Here is a 22,290-nt window from a genome sequence, read left to right as displayed (position 1 = left end):
AACACTGCTGGCCGGTTCGTTAACGCTTATCGAAGACATTGCGACAACAATTATCAACATCAGCTTTTAACATGAACAAAAGTATGACTTTTAATCCATGCATGCGTGTTATGAAGATCACCATGTTTATCATGACCTGCTTTCTATTGCAGGCCAGCGCCGCAACTTACGCCCAGCGCATCAGCATCAACAGGCAACATTCCGCTATCCATACCATCCTCGAAGATGTCAGGAAACAGGCGAAATATGACTTTTTGTACGATTCCGACCTGTTCAGCAAGTCAAAGCCCGTCAGCATCCGGATGGAATCCGCCACGGTGGTACAGGTGCTGGACGCCGTATTCAAAGGACAGCCCTTTCAATATACGATCGACGATAAATGGGTGGTGATCACCGCCGCACCCTCCGGTGCGTCGAACACTGCGCCCGCAACGCCGCGGCAGCAACCCGGCCAGATCGCCGGCAAAATCATCGACGACCGTGGCGCACCGCTCCCCGGCGCCAGCGTGAAAGTGGTGCAAACCGGGCAGGCCGCACTCAGCGGAGTGGATGGTAGCTACAATTTCAATATCGCGCCGGGGAGCTACACGGTGGAAGTCAGTTATATATCGTACCAGACGCGACGGATCACCCAGGTGGAAGTAAAAACAGGGGAGCTGACGCGCCTCAACATCGCCTTGAAAACATCCAGCAGCACGTTGTCGCAGGTGGTGGTGACAGGCACCTTCAAAAAGGAAAGCGTAGCCGGACTATACGCCGCACAGAAAAACGCGGCTTCCGTCACGGATGGTATTTCCGCGGAACAGATCTCCCGCGCGCCGGACAACGATATGGGGCAGGTGTTGAAACGTGTGACGGGTTTAACGACGGTCAATAACCGCAACGTGATCGTGCGCGGCATGTCTGACCGTTACAACCAGGCTATGCTGGATGGCGTTGTTATCCCCAGTACTTCCCAGAACAGGCGTGATTTTTCGTTTGATATTATCCCTACTGAAATGGTGAGCGCGGTGGTCGTCAACAAAACCGCCACGCCGGATGTATCCGCGGAGTTTTCCGGCGGGCAGGTTTCCGTGAATACCATCGATATCCCCGAAAAGAATTTTACCACCGTCCAGTACGGCATCGGCGGCAATACGCAAGCCCTGGGAAAGGATTTCTACCGCCTGGGCGAAAGGAATACCAGCGAGTATTTCGGATTTTTCAACGATGCGGCAAAGATGCCGGAAGGCATGAAAACCTGGCAATGGAGCACCCGCGCCATGCAACTGGATGCGCCTCCCGGCTACAACCTGACCGACCCTGAACTGAACGGCCAGCCGCTGAACCCGACAGAATACGGGAATGATGTAAAATATAACGACCTGGATGCGATTGCGCAATCCCGGAAACTGAACGCCGCGTCCTTGAAGCCCTATTCCTATAAAGTCCATCCCAATCAGAACATGCGCTTGTCGGTTGGTCGGGTGTATGATCTGAAGAAAGGGAACCGGTTCGGCTTTGCCGTTTCCGCCAACATCCGGAGCGAACAGAATATCGTGCCGTTCAATAACACGCGCAATTCGACGAGCGGCAATTTCATGGACAGCACAGGGATCGGCGACAATGGTGCCGGAACGTCTTACCGGTTCAACAGCAACATGGGCCTGGTAGCGAACATGGGATGGCAGGGCCGGAAATTCAGGATCGCAATGAAGAACATGTATGCCAGAACCTACAGCGATCATTACAACGAATCAATCCGTAAACCCTACGACGATTCCCACCCCGTTGCCAACAAGCTCATGTACCAACTGCCGGAGGCGATGTCGTTACAGCAACACCAGCTGACCGGCAGCTGGCAATTGCCCTGGAAGATCAAGGCGGAAGGGATGTTTACCGTCAATAAAATCCGGCAGCAGATACTGGATGAACGGAAGCTTTCGTATCAGCTGACAAGCGTTGTGGGTGGCAAACCTTACTTCCAGACGCCTTCCCTGATGACGAACAGCGCGGCCTCGGTTAAAGGAAGCGTGAAGGACTGGCGGATGTGGACATCGATCGATGAAACGGATTATAATCTGGAGCGCCGCCTTCTCCCGAAAATTCGGTGAAGGTAAAAAGGTATCCACCCTCATGAAATTCGGTTATCAGGCCTGGTCGAAGCGAAGATCGCTGGATGTGTTCAAGTACATTCCTTTTACCCGGTCGTGGGCCGAAGGCACCACGAATCAACCCGCGCCTGCCATTGAAATCAGCTACGACCAGTTATTATCCGGCAACAACATCGGCAACGGAAACGGGCAGGCGTATTATTCCGCGGATGTCCTGGGCGGGCGGTACTACGACGGCAAAATGGGATCGCATGCATTATACCTGATGGCGGATCAGCAGTTATGGGGCAAGCTCCGGCTGGCTTACGGCGTCCGCGCCGAGTATTTTGACCTGAATTCACGGCAGGAAGAAATATACAAACGCGCCACCGAAAAGCAGGAACTGGACCCCGACGATCAATTCCGCCACCGGTTCGGGGTGAAGGAAAGCAACTGGCGCTTCCTTCCATCCATCAACGCTACCTACAGCCTCACGCCGGACCTGAATATCCGCGGCAGCTATTCGCGCACCATCATCCGTCCTGATTTCAGGGAAGTAGGCATGTATGCCATGTACGATTTTGAAATCGACGGGTATGTGCATGGAGAACATGTGCAGTCGACCCTTATTGATAACATGGACGTTCGCCTGGAATGGTATCCTTCTCCCGGGGAAATTATCTCCGTCACCGGGTTTTATAAAAAACTGGACAAGCCCATCGAGCTGATCCATTCGGAAGGGTCCGACTACACCTTCGCGAATATGGAAAACGCGAAGAACCTGGGGCTGGAAATGGAAATCCGGAAGAACTTCTTTTTCGTGTCCGATAAGGAATGGTTGAAGCAGCTGTTTATCTATGCCAACGGCACCCTGCTCAAATCCGAAGTGAATGTGCTCAGTCACTGGCAGTGGATCAACGATCCCGTAACGCAGAAGGCGGAAAGGGTGCAGGTGCGCTATCCTAATCAGGACCGGCCGCTGATCGGGCAGTCGCCCTGGCTGTTGAACCTCGGTATCGGGTATTGGGGAGACAATATGGGCGCAACTGTGAGTTACAACCACCGCGGCTACCGCACGAATCTGGCGAACGTCAACCTGGCGCGGGTGGAATACGAACTGGCGCCCCGGCAGCTGGATGCGCAGGTGTATGCCCGGTTCTTCAAAAGAAAACTGGAAGTGAAGCTCAACCTGGCCAACCTGCTGGATGAGTATACGCGTTTCTATATGAACATTCACGATTACACACAGGACGATACCAAATTTTTCGTGCTGAAGGAAGGGAAATCCATCAAATACCGCAAGGAAGACGGCGATATTTTAACGTATAGAAGGAAGGAAGGGCGCAGGTTCAGCCTGAGCTTCAATTACAACTTTTAATTCACGGACGCTTAAAAAGGAAAACAATGAAATGTCAGATAACCAGGATAATTGCCGCGGCGCTGATGCTCACAGGCTGGTATGGCTGCGGGAAAGGTGAACCTGCGGCGCCTTTCACGGAATTTGCAGAAGTGTATTTTGATGCGGATAAAACAGCGTTGCGCAATAACGGCGAGGGCGTGTTCATCGCCGCCAGATACAACGGGCACCCGATCGAATGGAACGTGCTCAGTAGAAAGATAAAAGTCGTTACCGGTGAAGGAAAATTCGAATTTTACGATACCCGCAGCGGAAAGGTGGTGGCGGAGAAAGTGGTAGACGTCAAAACCGGCGCCCGCCAGGAGTATACGCTTTTCCAGCCCACGCTGGACGCACCCGTGAGTTTTATCGATCCGGATGCCCAGGAAAGTGAAAGCCCCGCGCCGTCAGGGCAGATCAAAATAAAGGTGGCAAACTATGCGCAGGATCTGATCCCTTTCGCGAAACTGAACCTCCGTGTTTCCATCAGCTATTTCGATGCCGATTGGAATGAAGTGGTGAAGGAGATCGGGATGATGGAAGACGTGCAGGACGCGGTGGACAAGGCCGGTTACGCACTGCTGCCCAACGGCGTGCCGGACCCGATGCCTGAACTCGGTTACAGTTATGTGTTCGAATTCCTGGATGGCGATACCGGCGAGCCGCTGCGCAATCATGGCGGAACGGCTTACTCCAATATGGCGTTTTCGCCCTGGGGAATGGATCCTGTTCCTGCCAGGAATGTATTTACGGTATACATGGTTTCCCGGGAAACGTGGGGCGAAGCGCCGCCGTTTCTTAAAAAGGGAGACACTTTTTACGAAATAGCGACCACGATACTATTTGCCAACTGATCCTATGATTCCGCAAAACGCCGCCCAGCCGGGCGGCGTTTCTATTTACTGGAGGATAAACATCAGGTCTTCAAAATCATGCGCGCCGATAAACATGGGCACATCCGCCCAGGGCGCTTTCCCTTTATTGGCCGCCACAGTATGCTTCACCAGCTCCTGGAACCGGAGGATCACCAGGTATTCCTGCAGCTCGCAGGCCTCGCGTTGCTGGTCGTCGCGGTAACCTTCCGATTGCATGTATTGCTTGTTGGCTTCCTGTAAAGTCTCGTAACCGGTGACAGTGAGGCTTTTCTCGGATTCGCCGGCGAAGTCGGTCAGCCAGTCGAGGTTGTCGCGCCGCGCTACCGATTCATATGCGAGGAGATGGATGAACCAGCGGTCGTATTGCGTGGTGAAGCTGTTCATCTCCACGTATATGGCTTTGACATCGAGCTCTTCTTCCTGTTCCATAGCCGTGTAGAAGTGGTTCAGAAATACCGTCAAAGGTTGCTGGAGGTGCAGCAGGTCTTTCCCGATCACCTGTTGGAAGCCGGATGTGGGTAATTGCCCGAGGGCAGCTTCGGCTTCACGGATGGCGGTTTCGGTTTGCCCTGCCAGTATGAGTTCCTGTAAGTTTTGCATGCTTGTGGTCTATTCGGCAAAGTAAAGGCATATCGTCAAGAAATCCCGGTTCGGTGGGCTTTTCATTGCCTGATAATTTGATTATTTTAGGACAAACGCTTCTGAACTACCATGCATATGCGCTTTCTCCTTGTTATTTCGACGGCTATTTTTACGGTATTCCCCGCTTTCTGCCAGCAACGCCCCGATGCCCTGCAGGTGAGCCCCGACGGCCGTTCGCTCGTCCATGCCGACGGGCGCCCGTTCTTCTGGCTGGGCGACACGGGCTGGGAGTTGTTCCACCGCCTCGATGCGCCGGAGATCAGGGATTACCTCGATAACAGGGCGGCGAAAGGCTTCACGGTGATCCAGGCCGTGGTGCTCGCGGAAATGGACGGTCTGACGGAACCAAACCGTTATGGGCAGCTGCCTTTCATCAACAACGACCCGGGGAAGCCCAATGAGCGGTATTTCGCGCTGGTGGATAGCGTAGCCAAATGGACGGCGGCGCGCGGGGTGTACCTGGGACTGTTGCCCACCTGGGGCGATAAAGTGACGCAGCAATGGGGCGCGGGACCGGTGGTGTTCGACAGCACGAAGGCCCGGGCCTATGGCCGCTGGCTGGCCGGGCGATACAAGCACCAGCAAAACATTATCTGGATACTCGGCGGCGACCGGCCCGCCCAAAATGATAAAACCGACTGGCGGCCGGTGTGGCGCGGCATGGCCCTGGGCATCGAATCCGTGCTCGGTAAAGAGGCGCTCATCACTTACCACCCCTCCGGCGGCAGCTCCAGTTCGCAATGGCTGCATCGCGAAGCCTGGCTTGATTTTAACATGTTCCAAAGCGGCCACGGCAACGGGCACGATGTAGCGGTATGGGACTTTGTTCAAAAAGACCGCAGCCTCCTGCCGGTGAAGCCCACGCTAGACGCAGAGCCTAATTACGAAGATCATCCGGTAAGTCCCTGGCCGAAATGGAATGTCGATAACGGTTATTTCCGGGACTACGACGTGCGGAAGCAGTTGTACCGGTCTGTGTTCGCAGGCGCCTGCGGCGTTACGTACGGGCATCATGCGGTGTGGCAGTTCATGAGCGAAAGGGTGGCGGCCATCAACTACCCGGACCGCGGCTGGCGCCATGCGCTCGACCGGCCAGGGGCGTTTCATGCGGGCATACTGGCGAAGTTCATGGAACAGCTTGCGCTGAAGGAAAGAATCCCCGACAGGTCGTACATCAACATTCCGCAGGGTAGTGCGGCCACGCGCATGGAAGCATTCCGCAGCGGCGACGGGAGCATAGCGGCGGCGTATTTGCCGGTGGGCGGGGAGGTGGAAATCATCCCCGGCGTATTGCCCGCGGCGCGTTACCGGCTATCGTGGTTCGATCCGCGGAAGGGTGAATGGCGGCCGGGAGGAATGCTGGAGAAGGAACGGATCAAAGTTGCGGCGCCGGGAAGTGGCCCGGGAAATGATTGGGTACTGGTGCTGAAGGCGGGGGAGTGACTGTAATGGATATTGAGCATGCGGCGGCCCGGCGAGGGATCAGCGAAGGATCAGCGAAGGATAGGTGGACTTGATGCGGAGGTGGTGTGTTGATGGGTTGGAGGTGAGATTTAAGGAAGAAAGCATGTATCCTATCGTGCGGGGTTCACTACATCCAATGGCGATGCCCTGCGGCGGTGGAGAGTCGGCGCGCAATTGTGGGGTGTTAGATGTGTTTGTGAAAGTTTGGCAACAAAATCTCCCGGTTATGGCAGGCGTTATTCGCGTTGTATGTAGGCATACCCTATGGGAAGCGTGGCCGCATTGCGGGCGCGCGGCCGGGGCTGGCGGAGGCGTTTGGGAGTTGGGCGCGCTTTGATCATGATTGGCGCGGGCGGCTGGCCTTCGGCTACGGCGATGATATCGGCGGCGTAGCGCCTGCGGTTTTGAGATAACGTGCCGTTGATATAGGTACTTACCTGTAAGGTAATCAGCAAGGTGCCTTTGCCGGGTGCGTCTACATGCAGGTCTGCACCCGTGAATGGTTGCCGTAGATCAATAAGTGCAACGGAGGCATCGGTGCCTGTTACCCGCCGGTTGGTGAAATCGATCCGGGTGGAGATCACTTTAATTTCCAGGTGAGAGGCGTGATCCGGCGCCAATAGTCGTTGTGCGGGGATATGCAGTGTCCCGTTTTTGCTGTATTCCGGACGTTGTGAAAAAAAGCTTCCAGTGCCGGTTTGGGCGTTGAAGCGGAAGCCCGTCAGCCCGGCGTGGCGGTTGCTGCCGGCGGTGATGATGGTGCGGGTGAGTTGGTTGACCTGCCTGCCGTCGCAGGGGAAGTCCAGCTCGGGGCAGATAGCGCTGCGGATGAGTGCGCCTTTGCGGCTGGCGGCGCCGAAGCGCAACGCGGCGCGGCGGGTGCCGTCGGTCTGCCGAACGGTTTCCGGACGCGAGCGGAGGCAATGCTTTCCACCGCGATTGTAGGCGATGATATTGCCGAGTCTCCCGGTAAAAGTGATGATAGACGTTAATTGTGCCATGACAAGTAGATTTTGTTGTGTATGGAATTTACGACACCCTGGCGGGATGATGTGCCGGGGGCATTGCGATTTATCCAATTCCGCTTCGACGGGCGTTAGAAGTTGCGCAAAGCCGCTATTATCGTTGTTGAACGTTTTCGAAAGGAGGGCGTCCGGGGATTGGAGGATTTCGAAAGTTGAAATGGGCGTTTGCCCTGGCGGAATTAGATCTTCCCGGGCTTGGGAAAGGATTAGTTTATGGTGATTTTAGGGGGAATAAGTTCTATGAGAATAGCGACCACTTGGGTAACGTGCGCGCAACGGTAAGCGACAAGGAGTTGGGTGTTTCGGAAAAACGAAGTCCATTATACGTCCGATAATTATGGACTGGGTAAAAGATTATTTTTGTAAATAATCGGTATTTTTACAATTGTTGCATACATTCAATTAATTGATTCAACCTGCCACACATACAGAGGATGAGTTGTTTTATCGTTTCCAGCATGGGAGCGAGGCGGCTTTCCGTGAGATGTACCATCATTTTTATTCCAGGGTGTATTATTTCGCCCAACGTTATGTAACAGAAGCCGACGCACAGGATGTAGTGGCCGAGACTTTTTTAAAGTTTGGACCAGGCGTATGGACTTCGACAATATCCGCCATTTGTCTTCTTCGCTGTTCGTAATTACCCGCAACCATTGCCTCACGCTGATTTCCAGGCAGCAAAAGCAGGGCCGGCGCGAGCAGGAATTGTTGCAGCTCATGGAATCAGAACAGCAGGATTTTACGCTGGAACCGGTGCGCAACGAACTGGTGAAGCTCTTGTACGAGCAATTAGACAAACTCCCCGAAAAAACCAGGCTTGTTTTTCTGCTCTCTTTCCAGGAGGGTTTGAAGCCCGCCCAGATCGCTGAAAAGCTGGGTGTAAGCGTTAAAACAGTTAAAAATCAAAAAGTTACAGCTATTAAATTATTGAAAGAAGCATTGGCTGGCCATTCCCTAGAACTGGTATTATTAACACTGCTGCACCTGGATACATTCGGTTTTTCCTGATTTTTTTAAAAAAAGTTGCCATCCGGATAGGACGTTTTTAATTCCCAATCGTATTGTTTGTATCGCATGCGAATTGATTCCAAACATATTGCCACTTTATTATTGAAGCGCTCCCAGGAGGGGTTGAGCTTAGCCGAGGCCGCTGAGCTGGATGCCTGGATGGCTGCGGCTGTACCGCACCGGAATTTTGCAGACGAGCTGGAGGAAGGCGCGCTGTTTACCGAACTGTTCGCGGCTTCCCAACAGCATATTGAAGCAGCTATTTTGGATAAGGTAATTAATAGAATACGCGAAGAAGAGGGATTCGTGTCATTGCTGCAGCAGGTAGAGGAGGAAGATGGTGAAGCACCACAGGAAGCACGGGATGAAGTGCCCCGCCTGAGGCTGTTGCGCCACTGGCGCATGGCTGCCGCTGTTTTGTTGCTGATTGCAGCGGGTACATATTTGTGGTATGCAGGCAACACCCGGAAAGGAATGGACGTAGCGGAGGTAAAAGAAACCATAGTGATGCCCGGGCGGAATGGCGCTATCCTTACGCTTTCTGATGGGTCGCAGCTGGTGCTGGATAGCCTGGATAACGGGGTAGTGGCCCGGCAGCAGGGTGCCAATGTAGTGATGAACGCCGGCAGTATCGCGTACAATCATGTAGGTACCGGGGCTGGCAATGTGGCCTTCAATACGATGACCACCCCCAAGGGCCGCCAGTTCCACGTTACATTGCCGGATGGTACGGGCGTATGGCTCAACGCCGCCAGTTCCCTGCGCTACCCCACCGCTTTCACTGGTAAAGAAAGGGTAGTGGCGCTCACCGGTGAAGCCTACTTCGAAGTGGCCGCGAATGCGGAAATGCCTTTCCGTGTAACAATTAACCAAAACGCTGCGGTGGAAGTGCTCGGCACCCATTTTAATGTACAGGCTTACGGCAACGAAGATAGTATCGAAACCACCCTGCTGGAAGGCGCGGTACGGGTTGTTGCAGGGCCGGCAGCTGATAAGGGGAACGCCCTGCGGCTCAAACCGGGCCAGCAGGCGAAAATTAGCCGCACAGCCAGCCAGGAAATAGGCCCCATCCGGCTGGTGAAGGAAGCGGACCTTGATAAAGTGATGGCCTGGAAAAACGGCACTTTCAATTTCGAAGGGCAAACGCTGGAGGCCGTGATGCGCCAGTTGGAAAGATGGTACGACATCAAAGTGGTGTTTGAGGGAAAAGGCCGTGATATGAAGTTCTTCGGGAAAATGGATAGAAATATCACACTTAATGAGCTGCTGTCGATTCTATCAAATAACGGTCTCCAATACAAGTTGGAAGGAGGAAAAACGCTTATCATTCAATAAGGCGGAAGTTACAAATGCATAGCGATTGCTGATAACGGGCTGCGGCCCGGCAAGGGAAGGCATGTAAAAAAAGCCACGGGGTGAGGCCCGTGGCGGAATGTCCAGCTTTTTAATCGGGATTGGATCACCACATTAATCAACCAAACAGATTGCAATTTATGAAAAAATTGGCAAAGCATCCCTGTGCCCGGGCACTTCGATGGGCTTACACAAAACTACCTTTAAGTATGAAACTCACCGCGTTGCTTCTTACGATTGTTTTTGTGAATGTGCACGCATCCAGCCGGGCGCAGCGAGTTACGCTGCATGGCGCCAATATACCTTTGAAGAATGTATTTAGCGCTATCGAAAAACAAACTGAATACCTCGTATTCGGTAGCGAAGCGGTAATTAAAAATGGAAAGGCGGTAACCATAGCAGCCGAAAACCTGCCTATCCGCGAATTTTTAGATCTCGCATTCAAAAACCAACCGTTTACATACCAAATCAATAGCCGGACAATAACGTTCGTGCAAAAAACACGTTTGGCCGTTCTACAAACCCCAGATACCAACATGGATGAAGCCGCCTTCGCTCCCATAAGAGGGAAGGTGGCGGATTCCAGCGGCGTTCCGCTGGAAGGGGTGAGTATTCTCCACGAAAAGGGCGGCCAGGTAAAAACATATGCCACAACGGATGCCAAAGGTGAATTTTTATTAAATGCGGAGAAAGGCGATGCGCTAACATTTTCCTTTGTGGGATTCGAAATGCAGAAAATTGTGGTTGGCCGGCAGCAATTCATTGAGGTGAGGATGAAGCGGCAGCAGCAAAAGTTGGCCGAGGTCAACATCACGCAATATAGTACCGGATACCAGAAGATAAGGCCCGAGCATAGCACCGGGGCCATATCCGTTATCTCCACCAAAGCATACGAAAGCCGGGTGAATTCGGATTTTATTTCAGGGCTTACCAACCGCCTCCCCGGCCTGATGATCAATAACGACGTAAAGTTCACCAGTTCAATAAACGGCACTACCACCACCAACAACCTGTTTAATGTGCGCGGCATCTCCACCATCTCAGCCAATCAAAACCCGCTGATTGTATTGGACGGCTACCCCACTGAGCTATCGCTCAATATGATCAATCCCAACGAAATCGAGTCCGTTACCCTGCTTAAAGACGCTGCATCGGCAACGGTATATGGCGTTAGGGCTTCTAATGGCGTTATCATCGTTCAGCGGAAAAAAGCGGTGGCAGGAAAGCCAAGTTTCAATTTCAGAACAAACTTCGATTTCCGCAGGCCGGAAAATTATAACCGCAGAAGATGGGATGATAACGCCTCGGGGATTAATGTTGATTTTAACCGCGAAATGTTAGCGAAAAGCGTTGATGGCACCACGTGGAACAGAATTATCAACTCAGGTTACATATACACGCCTGTTCACCAGATAATGGCCCGGCGGGCTGCGAATATCATCACGCAGGACCAGGCGGAAATTGAATTTGAAAACCTGCGCCAATACGACAACAAACAGGACTATGCCCGGCTCTTCCTCAGGCCGGAACTCAACCAAACTTATTTGATGGATATCTCGGGCGGTTCCGCAGCGGCGTTATATTATTTCACGGCAAGATACAGCAAAAAACAAGGGCAGCAAATGAATAGCGGCGAAAACATGCTGCAACTATCAGCGCGCACTTCGCTGCAGCTATCCAAGCGGCTATCCCTGCAGTTGAATACCGATTTTGGTAATAACGAGGCCGGCAGCGTTCCGGTTCCCGAAATCAGTTCCCTCCAGCCGTATGAGCGCCTGCAGGATGAAAATGGGCGGCCACAGCCCATCATCAGCGGCTCTGTTATTAATCCCTATTATAACCAGGCAATTATGAAACAGGGTTTGATGGATCACCTGCATTACCCGCTGGAGGATTTACAACAAATCAGTAAAAAAACAAACACGATTTCCAATAGAATAACGGCAGATCTGAACTATCGGATCGGAGGAGGCTTCAATTTCAGGTTCGGCGGCGTTTACGAAACTTCCAAGTCGGACAGTAAAGATTACGCGAAGGAAGAATCCTACCTGGCAAGGCAATATGTTAATTCATATACGCAACTTAAACCAAATGGAGATCATACTTATCATATTCCGAAGGGTGGATTTATGCGGCAGCTGCATTCCGGCAATTCGGGTTATACATTAATCGCACAATTGAATTACGATAAACAAATCCTGCGGGATCATTTCATCAATGGTATTGTTGGTGCTGAAATGCGTAATATGACTGAACAGAGCTCATCCGCAGCGTATTTTGGATACGACGATGAAACGCTCCTGCAAGTTCCCGTGGACTATGCTGCCGTTGTTGGTTTCAGGAACAAGATAGTTGAGCCCAACAGCATCGATTATGCATCGTTGTTCCGCCAAACGTTTGTAAACAACCGTTTTCTTTCAGGGTTTTCCAATATTATTTATTCTTTCAGAGGCAAGTATAGCCTGGGAGGCAGCCTTAGGGTGGAGCAGTCGAACCTGTTTGGCACCAATCCGAAGTACAAGTATAAGCCTTTATGGTCGGTAAGTGGAGCCTGGAATATGCATAAGGAGAAGTTTATGTCGGGTTTGACCTGGCTGAACGAATTGAAACTTCGCGTTTCAACAGGCTTTAATGGTAACCTGGCCAAGAATGCATTACCCCGCGTAATTGCCAGAAGTGAGGTGAATCCCTTCGGTCAAACGTTTTTTAATTCGTTGCGCCGTGAATCGTTTGCCAATAGCGCGCTTCGCTGGGAGCAAACAAATAATTTCAATGCAGGCTTTGATGTAAGGGTTTTTAAAACCATCAACCTAACTGTGGAGGTTTACAGGAAGAAATCAATGGACCTGCTTTCCAGAGAAAAAATCAATCCTACACTCGGTGGCGGCCCTACATTTATCAACACGGCGTCGATCCTCAATAAAGGCATGGAGTTCAACCTTCAGGCCGATTGGATTGCAAAGCCCAGGTTTAACTGGAACACGGGCATCGTTTTCGGCGCCAATACCAGCAAAACACTGAAGGTATATCAAATTAATCATCTTACGCCGGACTATCTCAATTCTAGCGGGTATATGGAGGGTTATCCGCTGGGGCCGCTTTTTGGATACCGATATGCCGGTATAGATAAGGCAGGGTCGCCCCTGGTGAAAACCGCGAATGGAGAAGTATATTCACCCAGTCAGCAGGAAGGCCGGAGCAAGATGGTTAACCGTTCTACAGGAATCATGTATTTCGCCGGCTCAACGCTTCCCCGTTTCAATATGGGGTTCAGCAACCGGTTTGATATCGGCAACTTCTACCTGTTTACCATGGTGGATTATTATGGTGGGTTCAAGGTGATGGCAGCACGGCCTTCGCCGCTGGAAAGCCGCCCGCTTGAAGGCGCCGGTGAGTATTGGAAGCAGCCCGGCGACGAGTTGAAATCAGAGGTGATAAGTCTTGCCGCATTCTCCAATAGCTATTCGAAACTGGCATACGAATATGCAGACGTCAATATTGTAAATGGCGATTACATTACTTTGAAGAATGTAACGTTGTCGTACAACTTTGCAGAATTCCCCGTTATTAAGCGGATGGGCGTCCGTGTTTTTGAAGTAAAACTGCAAGCGGCCAATATTTTTACAGTTGGGCTGAATAAGTATAATTACAGTAAAGCTACCGGGAGTTTTGTTCAGACGTACCTTGTGCCCACCTATACATTCGCCTTGTCCACCAGCTTTTAAATCGTGTCAATCATGAAGAAATCTTTCAAAATTGTAGCCTTTTTCGCCATATTGGGCAGCAGTATATTCCTTCCGGCATGCGATAAATATCTCGACGTTAAGCCCAAAGGATTCACCTTGCTGAACACGCTTTCCGATTACAGCCGCTGGCTGGACGGCACCGATCTCTACGTATTTGAACGAATAGATGGCCTGGTGTCCCCCAGCGATGTATATGATGTAGTAGACCAGCGTGTTCCTGCGATTGGGCCGTTTTCCCAAGCCTATGTTTGGGAGGAAGTACATGATGATCCTGATTTGTGGCTGGAACATTATGCTTCAATTAGCGCATATAATTCTGTGATAGTAGGGGTGGATGATGCAACGGATGGCACTGCACAGCAGAAGCGTACACTGAAAGCAGAGGCCAGGCTCGGCAGGGCTAACGAGCTGCTGTACCTTATTAACGAGTACGGCAAACCCTACGATTCTGCTACCGCAGGGAGGGACCCCGGTGTACCTGTTGTGGTAAGCGACGATGTAGCGCAAACGGCCCCCGGCAGGGGAACGGTAAAAGGCGTGTACGAATTTATTATCGCGGAACTTAAGGATGTAGTGGCTGATTTGCCGGACAATAATAACAATAACAGGTACCGTGGCTCAAAGGCGGCCGCCTACAGCCTGCTTGCCAGGGCCTGCCTTTACGCGCGCAATTACGCGGATGCCGGCCGCTATGCGCAGCTGGCGCTGGATGCCAGCCCAAATCAGTACGTAGTGGACTATACCCCTTTTAAAACCGGAGACGATCTTCCTAAACTGATGGTAAGCCCGGATGCTATTTATGCAAGGATAGGAATAGGGGCTTTTACACCTACACTTGCGCACTTGCGGAACTACGAGGAGGAAGATATACGCTTACGTATGTTCCATATGAACCTGGGCGATTATTCCTTCACCGAAAGGGGGATTGTGCTGTATTTTTATGGTGGCTTTGAAATAACAAAGCTGGTGGAGTGTAATATTGGCACCTCCATCCAGGAAATGATGCTGATTATTGCAGAGGTGGCTGCGCGCAACAACAACCTGCCCAAAGCGCTGGAGCTGCTGAACGGTATCCGCAGCAAACGAATCCCCGCTGCTGACTATAAGCCTTATCAGGCGGCCGATGCTGACACCGTATTTAATTGGGTGATTAACGAACGAACATTGGAATTTCCCTTCACAGGGCATCGCTGGTTCGATATGCGCCGGTTGAGCGCCGAGGGAAGAATGCCCGCTATTCATAGGTATGATGCCACTGGCGGTGTGATTGCCACGCTTGAACCAGGCAGCCCGAGGTACACGTTTCAAATACCCAGGGAGGTAATTTCATTCAACCCGGGCATGGCCCTCAATCCATAGCTGCCTTCAAATAATACGCCTGCCCTTTTATCAGGCACACACAGCCGCTCCTTTTTTCAAAATAGTTAGAGAAGCAAGCGCTACCATTCCGGCTTACAATGCGGGTAGGGAACACTTTGCCTGTTGAATAAATCATAACAAAAGAAATGGAGAAAAATATTGTAAAAATAGAGAATCTATCGCACCGCTATGGCGGCCCCTGGGCAATACGCAACATCAACCTTGTGGTGAACAGGGTAGGCGTTGTGGGGTTGCTTGGTGCAAACGGAGCGGGTAAATCCACCACCATGAACATCCTCTGCGGCGCGCTGCGGCAAACGGAGGGAAATGTGTTCATCGATGGCATTGATATGGCCAAACATCCTGTGGAAGCCAAAAAGCGCATCGGTTTTTTGCCGCAGGTGGCGCCCCTGCACCTGGATTTAACGGTAGACGAGTATCTCATTTACTGTGCGCAGCTTCGTGATATCCATCCCAAAAAGGTACAGGGAGCGCTGGCGGATGTAAAAGAACGTTGCGGGATTGGCCATTTCAGCAAACGGCTGATAGGCAACCTCTCGGGAGGCTACCGCCAGCGTGTGGGCATTGCCCAGGCCATCATCCATCAACCCAAACTGGTGGTAATGGATGAGCCCACCAACGGCCTCGATCCCAACCAGATACTGGAAGTACGCGCACTCATTAAGGATATAGCGCAGGAAAGGGCGGTGATCGTTTCTACGCACATACTTTCAGAAGTGCAGGTGCTTTGCCGCGAAATAAAAATGGTGGATGCTGGCAAAATTGTTTTCTCCGACACCATTGAAGCATTTAACAACTACATAGCCCCGCATAGCGTGCTGATGCGGCTGGATGCGCCCCCTCCGGAAGAAAAGCTGCTGGCCATGCCCGGCGTTTCCAGGGTGGAATTCCTCACCGGGCAACGGGTGCGCGTTTACTTTAATGCCGAGCAATATAACGCCAATATTTTGACAGACCACCTTATACAGGCCAGCGTCAGGGAAAACTGGCAGCTGCGCGAATTTGGTCCGGATAAACTGGCGCTCGACGAAATTTTTGCCCACCTGTCCAACTACAAAAAATAATACTTCACCGAAGTAGAAATTGTTACATGAAAAAAATATTCAACATTGCTCGGGTTGAACTGAGCAACCAGTTTTATTCGCCAATTGCATGGCTGTTGCTGATCATATTCACTGTTCACTGTGGCATAAGTTTCAGCGAAGTACTGAACAATATGCTCACCGGCCAGCAGATGTCGCGACTTTATCCTGCCAGCCCTATGCCCTTAACATCTATTTTACTGGCAAGTCCGAGAATGGGACTGTTTTCGGTTGTGCTGGATAAAATGTTCCTGTACCTGCCGCTATTAACTATGGGCCTTATCAGCCGCGAAGTGAGCAGCGGTGCCATCCGGCTGCTGTATTCTTCGCCGGTTAGAACCTCGCAGATTGTGTTAGGGAAATTTATGGCAATGGTGATGTATAACCTTTTGCTGGTGGCCATCCTGGGCGCTTTTGCCGCAGTTACCTGCATGATTATTCCACATGCGGATGCGGGCCTTGCATTGATGGGGTTAGCTGTTGTTTTACTGCTGCTGAGCACCTATGCAGCTATCGGACTGTTCATGAGCAGCCTTACGGCTTACCAGGTGGTAGCTGCGTTGAGCACGCTGGCCGTATTTGCGTTCCTGCAGTATGTGGGTAAGGTTTGGCAGGATATTGACCTGGTGCGCGATATTACCTACCATCTTTCATTGGGATCCCGTTCGCAGGACATGCTGGATGGCCTGGTTAGCTCCAGGGATATATTGTATTTCCTCATCATCACCGCCGCGTTCATTTCCTTCACGATATTGCGGCTCAAAAGCGAGCAGGAGCATAAACCGGGGTGGCTGCGCGCAACGCGCTACATAGCGGTAATGGTTACAGTCCTTGTATTGGTGTATGCAACATCCCGCCCGAAGCTAACCGCGTACCTCGACGTTACCAGCCAGCAAACCCAAACACTCTCCAATTACATGCAGGAACTGCTGAAATCAACCGGCGACGAGCCGCTGCAATTAACTGCTTACGTAAACTTGTTGGATCCGCGCTACTCGCATGGCGCCGCCAGGGAACGGAATAAGTACCTCCACATCTGGGAGAAATACACCCGCTTTAAACCGATCGACTATAAATTCTTTTATTATTATGATACCAGCAATACTAATTCCTATGGGTTTGAAAGGACTTACAGGGGCAAAACATTGGACAGTGCTGCGTATGATTTTGCCAGGATTTACGATGTGTCACTGGAAGGGTTCAATAAGCCGGAAATATATAGGCAATTCACCCATCTCAAAGAGGAAGATGCAAAAATGGTGCTTGAGCTGAAATATAAAGGCAAAACCTCCCTGTTGCGAATGTTTGATGACCGCGAGGTTTGGCCGAGCGAAGCGCAGTTTGCCGCCAGCCTCAAAAGGCTCACCGCACCAAATTCCATTCAAAAAATAGGTTTCCTTGAAGGCCAGTTGCAACGCGAGTGGAACACCGGCGGGCAACGCAATTATGCTAATTTTTCCACTGTTAAAGAAGTAAGGGCGGCCTTAATTAACAATGGCTTTGATATAACAAGCGTTGCCGGGGAAGTGGAAATACCCAAAGATCTGAAGGTTTTGATAGTTAGCGACCCCAAAACAGCATTTAGCACGTCGCAGTTGGATATCATGCGCCGTTATATCAATAATGGCGGCAATTTGCTTATTACTACGGAGCCGGGTAAGGGAGAAGTGACGAAACCGTTGTTGGATATGCTGGGCTTGGAGGTAATGCCGGGAACACTCGTTGCCAGTCAACCAGGAGAGGTGCCGGACTTACTCCAGGCCCGGCTTACAAAGGAGGCCGGTGGCCTTTCCCAGGGCGTTGCTGGCTTGTATTACAACAATGCTGCTATTCTGCTGCCGGGGGCCGCAGCGCTGGATTACCAGCATGCAGCCGAGAAGGGTTTCCTGGCAGAACCACTGCTGGTTTCCAATAACCATCAATGGCTGAAAATGGGCCCCGTAGTAAAAGATTCCGCAGCCGTAGTGTTCGATGAAGCCGGCGGCGATACCAGTGGGATCTTCGCTCCTGTAGTGGCACTGAGCCGCAAAACAGGCGGCAGGGAACAGCGGATTATTGTTGCCGGAGACGGCGATTTCCTGAGCAACGCCGCATTGATGCTTTACGGCCGGAGCAACTTTCCGTTCGTAACCGGACTTTTCAAATGGTTTAGCAACGACATCTTCCCCGTTGAGTTGCCTACTAAAGCACCGAAGGATGCGCGCATAAACCTGAGTGATAAAGGGTTTTCCGGCATCAAGCTCGCTTTCATATGGGTATTGCCGGTAGTAGTCGTCCTTTTTGCCATCGTATTACTGATCCGGCGCAAACGTAAATAGTTTTAAACATTGAAAATCATGAAGAATATAGCGTTCCTGTTAAGCAGCCTGATCGTTTTTTGGCTGGGAGCATGTAGCCAGGCAAGTGAAAGAGGCGTGAGAATTGGCGCCGAAGTGGAAGGGCTGCAAGCGGGTGAGTTGGTGTATTACGCACCGGAGGGAAAATATGATGAAGCGAAGTACGTGCCGGCCGAGGCTGGCAGGTTCAGCCTGCAAATCCCCATTGCCGCCGGTGAAGCGGAATGGTACGAAATGTGGATCGGCTCCATACCGAAGCCGGAAGATAAACTGCTTGTTTTCCTCGACTCGGGTGTTGTAAACATAAAGTGCAACAGCGGCGGGCTGAAGTCCCCCGGTATTCCGGAGATATTTTCACCACTGAATTCATGGAAGTGGAAGCGGCGTCTGCCGGTGGAACAGACAGTATCAGCCAATGGATCCGCCAGCACCCCGAATCGAACTATGCAACCGCCCTCATAGATCTGCTGGTGCGGAAAAGCAACCTCGAAAAGGACACCGCCATTGCTTTAACCGGCGCACGTTCTATGCATACCATGAACAGCCGGCCGGCCAAACGCCTGCGGAAATGGATATTGAAACAGACCATATCCTGCTGGGCAGGACCGCACCGGATTTTACTATGGCCGATACTTCCGGCAGAATGGTTTCCCTCAAGGATTTCCGCGGCAAATATGTACTGCTGGATTTTTGGGCCAGCTGGTGCGGCCCCTGCCGTGCCGAAAATCCCAACCTCGTGAAATTGTACCACCAGTACAACGATACCGGGTTTACCGTATTGGGCGTGTCGCTGGACCGCCAGCCGGATAAAATGAGGTGGATAGATGCCATTCACACCGATGAATTGCCCTGGCAGCAACTCTCCGACCTGCAGGGCTGGGAAAACGCCGCCGCAAAGAAGTACAAAGTAGCGGCTATTCCCGCCAGCTTCCTCCTGGATCCCAACGGCGTTATCATTGCCCGCTATATCCGCGGGGAAAAACTGGAGCATAAACTGGCAGCAATCTTTGGCAACAGAAATAATAATTGATATGGCTTTTTCCATCGACCAGCAAACGATAAACGATCTTGACATATTCAACAAAGAGGAGCAGCGATCCATATTCGGCCTCTTCAACCGCTGCGCCACAATAGGCGGTGCGGCGGTGTTGGAGGAAATGTTCCGCAAGCCCCTGTCTGATGAAGCCGCCATTAACCGCCGCGCATCTATCTTGCGGTATTTTGCGGCACAGGCTTGGGCGTTTCCATTTAAGAGCGCTTACTTTGATGAAGCGGAGCGCTACCTGGCCAACCGCGATGAACGCACCCGTTTATCCGCCAGGCAAACATCCCTGGCTGGAAAAGTTGCCGGCATTATTGCACCTGCTGTGGCGGAAAAACAAATGCTGCATGCCGTGCAGGAAATAGTATCCCTGATCAGGGATGTGTCGGCTTTTATATCCAGGTTCCAGCTGCAGGAGAGCGATCCTTACCAGGGGGAAATAGCCAGCATCAGGGCAATATTGAAATTGCCTGCTTTCCGGAGAATGCTGGCCGGGAAAGATAAACTGCCTGCGGATGCGCTTGCAGGGTTCGATACCGTCTTGCGTTTCCGCTACCGGGATGAGATGCGCCGGTTGTTGCTGCACCTGTATGAAATGGACGCTTATATTTCAGCCGGGAAAGTGGCGGCCAGCCAAGGCTTCGTTTTCCCCAGAACGCGTTCCGGTGAAGCGCTGTCATTGCAATTGCGCGGTGTTTTCCATCCATTGGTTAAGAATGCGGTTCCCAATACGGTTGAAATGACGGCATCTGGTAATTTTATCTTCCTTACCGGTGCCAATATGGCCGGGAAATCCACCTTCATGAAATGCCTGGGAACTGCCCTGTACCTGGCACATATCGGGTTTCCCGTGCCGGCTGCCAGCATGGAGTTTACGGTTATGGACGGTATGTTCACCACCATTAACCTGCCCGATAACCTGGGCGCCGGCGCCAGTCACTTTTATGCAGAAGTACTACGCGTAAAGAAGATAGTGCAGGAAGTGAACAGTGGAAAACGCCTGTTCATCATATTCGACGAACTATTCCGCGGCACCAATGTGAAAGATGCTTACGATGGCACAGTAGCCGTAGCTGGCGGCTTCGCCCGCAGGAAGAACAGTTTTTTTGTTATTTCCACCCATATTATTGAAGCGGGGGCTGCATTGAAGAATACCGTTCCGGATATGCAATTCCTGTTTCTGCCCACGTTTATGAACGGCACGCACCCGGTGTATTCCTATAAACTGGAAGCAGGCATCACCAACGACCGGCATGGCATGGTCATTATTCAAAACGAAGGCATATTAAGCCTATTGGCTGCCGGGCTACGTAAAAAATCAGTCGTATGAATTTTATCGCCGATCAGCAAACGCTGGACGATCTGAACCTGTTAGGTAAATTCCGCCAGCATTCCATATTCAGCATTTTTAACAAAGTGCATACACCCGGTGGCGAAAAGCTGTTGGAGGAAATGTTCCGTAATCCTTTTACGGATTACGAAGCTATTAACAGGCGTTCCGCCGTTTTTCAGTATTTCCAGGATAATCAGATGGCCTTCCCGTTCAACCGGAAAACACTGGCCCTGGCGGAGAATTATTTAAACTCCGGAGGCGCGGGAAGTTACCTTGGTTCGCTAACTGTTTTGGCGCAAATGAAAGCGGCGCGCAGCTTGTTGCGGGATGAGCGATACAACGGCTTGAAAGAGGGTTTGGCCGCCGCAATTGAAATCCTATGCAGTGCGAGGGAACTGGCTTTTCGATTGGAAGGGCCATTCGCAGCGCCCATTCGGATCATATTTGCCAACCCCAGGCTCAACTGGCTAGGTGTGGAAGATGTATTAACATCTCTGCCGTTGATGGCACGGTGCGATTTGCTGTTGCGCCACGTAATGCGCCGCGAAATGTCTGCTTTGCTGGATTTTATTTACGAAACAGATGTGTTCATAGCCGTAAGCGGCGTAGCGCGGGAACGCGGTTTTACTTATGCAACGGCTATGCCGGCACGCGTACGCCTGTTAAAAGCAAGTGCCATCAGGCATCCCGGGCTGGCAGGCGCAATAGCAAATCCAATCTGGCTGGACCGGCAAACCAATATGCTTTTTCTTACAGGCGCCAATATGGCGGGCAAGTCCACCTTCATGAAATCCTTCGGCATCGCAATGTACCTGGCACATATGGGTTTCCCCGTGGCCGCCGGTTATATGGAGTTTTCCGTAATGGATGGCCTGTTTTCCTCCATAAATGTGGCCGATAATTTAAACCAGGGCTATAGCCATTTTTATGCGGAAGTAAAAAGGGTGAAGAAAGTAGCGGAGGAAGTGGGCGCCGGCCGGAACCTGTTGGTGCTTTTCGATGAGCTTTTCAAGGGAACCAATGTGAAAGACGCGTACGACGCAACGCTGGCTTGCACGAGGGCGTTTTTGGCATATGATAACTGTTTCTATATCATTTCTACCCATATCACGGAAGTCGGCGAGGCCTTAAGCAACCCAAATGAAAAAATACGCTTTGCGTATATGCCTACCGTTATGGATGGCGCTCAACCCGTGTATACTTACCGGTTGAAAAATGGAATTACAGACGACCGGCATGGTATGGTGCTCATCCGTAAGGAGGGAATCATAGAAATGCTTGAACAAGAGTAAAGATGACAGCGCGTTTAACTAGGTTGGGATGATTGACGTACGGGACGTCAGATGTTTGAACTTGGGCCGGACTATTCCGGCCCTATTTTTTTGCAGGCGGCATGCGGGCGTTAACTTACCAGCTTTGAATATAAAACATAGCATTATGACAGACGCAATTCAACCCACCCGCACTTAATATAGCGTAGCCTTCAGTAGGCAGATATTGCGGTCCGACAGGAAGAAAAGGAAATAAAGCTCGGAA

General features: G+C 51.4%; 15 protein-coding genes and 1 pseudogene. 14 read left to right on the top strand and 2 right to left on the bottom strand.

Annotated features, from left to right (window positions below):
* Nucleotides 1-110: 110 nt before the first annotated feature.
* The 3 genes from WJU16_RS04580 to WJU16_RS04570 are packed head-to-tail and all read left to right on the top strand — an operon-like array spanning nucleotide 111 to nucleotide 4,322.
* Nucleotides 111-2,093: a carboxypeptidase regulatory-like domain-containing protein gene (locus WJU16_RS04580; RefSeq protein ID WP_341837142.1), complete on the top strand. Its 1,983-nt coding sequence runs from the start codon at nucleotides 111-113 to the stop codon at nucleotides 2,091-2,093.
* Nucleotides 2,044-3,450 carry a TonB-dependent receptor domain-containing protein gene (locus WJU16_RS04575; RefSeq protein ID WP_341837141.1) on the top strand — a complete coding sequence of 469 codons (1,407 nt, stop codon included), beginning with the start codon at nucleotides 2,044-2,046 and terminating at the stop codon, nucleotides 3,448-3,450. The genes WJU16_RS04580 and WJU16_RS04575 overlap by 50 nt, the downstream gene beginning before the upstream one ends.
* Before the next feature lie 26 nt (nucleotides 3,451-3,476).
* Nucleotides 3,477-4,322, top strand: coding sequence for a hypothetical protein (locus WJU16_RS04570; RefSeq protein ID WP_341837140.1), 846 nt, complete (start codon nucleotides 3,477-3,479; stop codon nucleotides 4,320-4,322).
* 45 nt (nucleotides 4,323-4,367) lie between these two features.
* Here WJU16_RS04570 and WJU16_RS04565 read toward each other — a convergent pair whose 3' ends face one another.
* Nucleotides 4,368-4,943 carry a hypothetical protein gene (locus WJU16_RS04565; RefSeq protein ID WP_341837139.1) on the bottom strand — a complete coding sequence of 192 codons (576 nt, stop codon included), beginning with the start codon at nucleotides 4,941-4,943 and terminating at the stop codon, nucleotides 4,368-4,370.
* Between the two features lie 117 nt (nucleotides 4,944-5,060).
* Between WJU16_RS04565 and WJU16_RS04560 the strand changes: the two genes are divergently transcribed.
* On the top strand, nucleotides 5,061-6,428 hold the full coding sequence (locus WJU16_RS04560) for a DUF4038 domain-containing protein (protein ID WP_341837138.1): 1,368 nt from the start codon (nucleotides 5,061-5,063) through the stop codon (nucleotides 6,426-6,428).
* Nucleotides 6,429-6,685: 257 nt separating this feature from the next.
* Here the strand turns inward: WJU16_RS04560 and WJU16_RS04555 are convergent, their stop codons facing one another.
* A complete protein-coding gene (locus WJU16_RS04555; RefSeq protein WP_341837137.1) occupies nucleotides 6,686-7,450 on the bottom strand; it encodes a hypothetical protein in 765 nt (254 codons plus the stop codon).
* Between the two features lie 606 nt (nucleotides 7,451-8,056).
* Between WJU16_RS04555 and WJU16_RS04550 the strand changes: the two are divergent.
* From WJU16_RS04550 to WJU16_RS04505, 10 genes and pseudogenes are all read left to right on the top strand, one after another.
* Nucleotides 8,057-8,482: pseudogene (locus WJU16_RS04550) on the top strand (sigma-70 family RNA polymerase sigma factor); the annotation flags it as partial.
* Between the two features lie 123 nt (nucleotides 8,483-8,605).
* A complete protein-coding gene (locus WJU16_RS04545) occupies nucleotides 8,606-9,817 on the top strand; it encodes a FecR domain-containing protein (RefSeq protein ID WP_341837136.1) in 1,212 nt (403 codons plus the stop codon).
* A gap of 227 nt (nucleotides 9,818-10,044) precedes the next feature.
* Nucleotides 10,045-13,560 carry a SusC/RagA family TonB-linked outer membrane protein gene (locus tag WJU16_RS04540; protein ID WP_341837135.1) on the top strand — a complete coding sequence of 1,172 codons (3,516 nt, stop codon included), beginning with the start codon at nucleotides 10,045-10,047 and terminating at the stop codon, nucleotides 13,558-13,560.
* Between the two features lie 12 nt (nucleotides 13,561-13,572).
* Nucleotides 13,573-14,940, top strand: a complete 1,368-nt coding sequence (locus tag WJU16_RS04535; RefSeq protein WP_341837134.1) for a RagB/SusD family nutrient uptake outer membrane protein — start codon at nucleotides 13,573-13,575, stop codon at nucleotides 14,938-14,940.
* A gap of 146 nt (nucleotides 14,941-15,086) precedes the next feature.
* Nucleotides 15,087-16,025 carry an ABC transporter ATP-binding protein gene (locus WJU16_RS04530; protein WP_341837133.1) on the top strand — a complete coding sequence of 313 codons (939 nt, stop codon included), beginning with the start codon at nucleotides 15,087-15,089 and terminating at the stop codon, nucleotides 16,023-16,025.
* A gap of 26 nt (nucleotides 16,026-16,051) precedes the next feature.
* Nucleotides 16,052-18,361, top strand: coding sequence for a Gldg family protein (locus tag WJU16_RS04525; RefSeq protein WP_341837132.1), 2,310 nt, complete (start codon nucleotides 16,052-16,054; stop codon nucleotides 18,359-18,361).
* Nucleotides 18,362-18,379: 18 nt separating this feature from the next.
* Nucleotides 18,380-18,841 (top strand): hypothetical protein, encoded by a 462-nt coding sequence (locus WJU16_RS04520; RefSeq protein WP_341837131.1) that lies wholly within the window; start codon nucleotides 18,380-18,382, stop codon nucleotides 18,839-18,841.
* Between the two features lie 106 nt (nucleotides 18,842-18,947).
* Nucleotides 18,948-19,409, top strand: coding sequence for a TlpA disulfide reductase family protein (locus WJU16_RS04515; protein WP_341837130.1), 462 nt, complete (start codon nucleotides 18,948-18,950; stop codon nucleotides 19,407-19,409).
* 1 nt (nucleotide 19,410) lies between these two features.
* Nucleotides 19,411-20,751, top strand: a complete 1,341-nt coding sequence (locus WJU16_RS04510; RefSeq protein ID WP_341837129.1) for a MutS-related protein — start codon at nucleotides 19,411-19,413, stop codon at nucleotides 20,749-20,751.
* Nucleotides 20,748-22,046, top strand: a complete 1,299-nt coding sequence (locus WJU16_RS04505; RefSeq protein ID WP_341837128.1) for a MutS-related protein — start codon at nucleotides 20,748-20,750, stop codon at nucleotides 22,044-22,046. Before WJU16_RS04510 ends, WJU16_RS04505 begins: the two co-directional genes overlap by 4 nt.
* Nucleotides 22,047-22,290: the final 244 nt, after the last annotated feature.

The sequence above is a fragment of the Chitinophaga pollutisoli genome, assembly GCF_038396755.1.
GTDB lineage: Bacteria > Bacteroidota > Bacteroidia > Chitinophagales > Chitinophagaceae > Chitinophaga > Chitinophaga pollutisoli.
Note: the sequence above shows the minus strand (reverse complement) of the source record. Positions and strands in the feature narration are given on the sequence as shown.

What these genes read in the sequence shown, in the direction of transcription:
- WJU16_RS04580 (WP_341837142.1), top strand. Translation starts at nt 111, where the DNA reads ATGAAGATCACCATGTTTATCATGACCTGCTTTCTATTGCAGGCCAGC.
- WJU16_RS04575 (WP_341837141.1), top strand. Translation starts at nt 2,044, where the DNA reads ATGAAACGGATTATAATCTGGAGCGCCGCCTTCTCCCGAAAATTCGGT.
- WJU16_RS04570 (WP_341837140.1), top strand. Translation starts at nt 3,477, where the DNA reads ATGAAATGTCAGATAACCAGGATAATTGCCGCGGCGCTGATGCTCACA.
- WJU16_RS04565 (WP_341837139.1), bottom strand. Translation starts at nt 4,943, where the DNA reads ATGCAAAACTTACAGGAACTCATACTGGCAGGGCAAACCGAAACCGCC.
- WJU16_RS04560 (WP_341837138.1), top strand. Translation starts at nt 5,061, where the DNA reads ATGCGCTTTCTCCTTGTTATTTCGACGGCTATTTTTACGGTATTCCCC.
- WJU16_RS04555 (WP_341837137.1), bottom strand. Translation starts at nt 7,450, where the DNA reads ATGGCACAATTAACGTCTATCATCACTTTTACCGGGAGACTCGGCAAT.
- WJU16_RS04540 (WP_341837135.1), top strand. Translation starts at nt 10,045, where the DNA reads ATGAAACTCACCGCGTTGCTTCTTACGATTGTTTTTGTGAATGTGCAC.
- WJU16_RS04535 (WP_341837134.1), top strand. Translation starts at nt 13,573, where the DNA reads ATGAAGAAATCTTTCAAAATTGTAGCCTTTTTCGCCATATTGGGCAGC.
- WJU16_RS04530 (WP_341837133.1), top strand. Translation starts at nt 15,087, where the DNA reads ATGGAGAAAAATATTGTAAAAATAGAGAATCTATCGCACCGCTATGGC.
- WJU16_RS04525 (WP_341837132.1), top strand. Translation starts at nt 16,052, where the DNA reads ATGAAAAAAATATTCAACATTGCTCGGGTTGAACTGAGCAACCAGTTT.
- WJU16_RS04520 (WP_341837131.1), top strand. Translation starts at nt 18,380, where the DNA reads ATGAAGAATATAGCGTTCCTGTTAAGCAGCCTGATCGTTTTTTGGCTG.
- WJU16_RS04515 (WP_341837130.1), top strand. Translation starts at nt 18,948, where the DNA reads ATGGATATTGAAACAGACCATATCCTGCTGGGCAGGACCGCACCGGAT.
- WJU16_RS04510 (WP_341837129.1), top strand. Translation starts at nt 19,411, where the DNA reads ATGGCTTTTTCCATCGACCAGCAAACGATAAACGATCTTGACATATTC.
- WJU16_RS04505 (WP_341837128.1), top strand. Translation starts at nt 20,748, where the DNA reads ATGAATTTTATCGCCGATCAGCAAACGCTGGACGATCTGAACCTGTTA.